Consider the following 1,124-nt stretch of genomic DNA (forward strand, 5'->3'; position numbering starts at 1 on the left):
AGCAAGAGGCAAATGAAAAACAAGAAAATGCATTATCTGATTATTATTCTTTCATCCGCGGTCCGGCCGGTGTTCACCACGGCCGACACGCGGATCGTCTACGGCACCACGGTGCACCGCAACATCGCCTACTCCTACAAGCGCATGGTCGACGACGCGAAGAAGGCCGGCATCTCGATCTCGGGCGGCGGATTCCGCACCAGGCAGCGCCAGATCGAACTCCGCAAGATCAACGGCTGCCCGGACATCTACACGGCGCCGGCGTCGTCGTGCCGCGTCCCGACCGCGATCCCGGGCCGCTCGTTGCACGAGCTCGGCCTGGCCGTCGACATCACCTCGGGCGGCAAGTCGCTCACCAGGAGCAGCGCGGCCTTCAAGTGGCTGCAGGTCCACGCCGACGAGTACGGCCTCGTCAACCTGCCCTCCGAGGCCTGGCACTGGTCCATCACCGGCGGCTGACCCGCCGGCCACTCCGCGACGCGAGGTATTGCTGCCACAGCAGTCGCGCGGCGACCGCTCGCCACGGTCGCCACGCCTCGGCTCGAGCGGTGGTCTCGGCCGGGGAGGGCAACGCCGGCAGCTCCCACAGCGCGGCGATCCCGGCGGCGACGGCGAGGTCGCCGGCCGGCCAGGCGTCGGGACGGCCGAGCGCGGAGAGGCGGTAGATCGCCGCGGTCCACGACCCGATGCCCAACACCGAACGCAGCGCCGCGTCGACATCGTCGTCGTCGAGCTCGGGCAGCGCTTCCAGCACGAGCGATCCGTCCTGGACGGCGGTCGCCAGGGCGCGGGCGTACCGCGCCTTCTGCCGGCTGAACCCCGCCGTGCGCAGCTGAAGGTCGTCGAGCCGGAGCAGGCTCTCGGCGGTGAGCGGGTCGGCGAGCGCGCGGAGCCGGTCGAACGCGGCGCGCGCGGACGCGAGCGACACCTGCTGCTCCAGCATGATGTGCAGCAGCGAGGCGAAGCCGGGCACGCGGTCCCACATCGGCGGGTGGCCGTGCCGGTCCAGGACGGCGGCGAAGAGCGGCTCGCGGCGCGCGAGCTCGGCAACCCCGCGGCGCAGGTCCGCCTCGGTCAGCCGGCCGGCGCTCATTCCTGCGCGTCGCTGATCGAGCGGATCCGCC

2 protein-coding genes are annotated in these 1,124 nt (G+C 71.1%); one reads left to right on the top strand and one right to left on the bottom strand.

Annotated elements, in window-relative coordinates; genetic code table 11:
* Nucleotides 1-12: 12 nt before the first annotated feature.
* Nucleotides 13-459 (top strand): M15 family metallopeptidase, encoded by a 447-nt coding sequence (locus tag AB0M20_RS45060; protein WP_364307773.1) that lies wholly within the window; start codon nt 13-15, stop codon nt 457-459.
* Here the strand turns inward: AB0M20_RS45060 and AB0M20_RS45065 are convergent.
* Nucleotides 446-1,124 (bottom strand): hypothetical protein (locus tag AB0M20_RS45065; protein WP_364307774.1); only part of this gene is annotated, 679 nt, incomplete at its 5' end. The genes AB0M20_RS45060 and AB0M20_RS45065 overlap by 14 nt on opposite strands.

It is taken from the genome of Actinoplanes sp. NPDC051633 (assembly GCF_040681735.1).
Classification (GTDB): domain Bacteria; phylum Actinomycetota; class Actinomycetes; order Mycobacteriales; family Micromonosporaceae; genus Actinoplanes.

Excerpts from the sequence above, each read along its gene's own strand:
- AB0M20_RS45060 (WP_364307773.1), top strand. The coding sequence starts at position 13 with ATGAAAAACAAGAAAATGCATTATCTGATTATTATTCTTTCATCCGCG.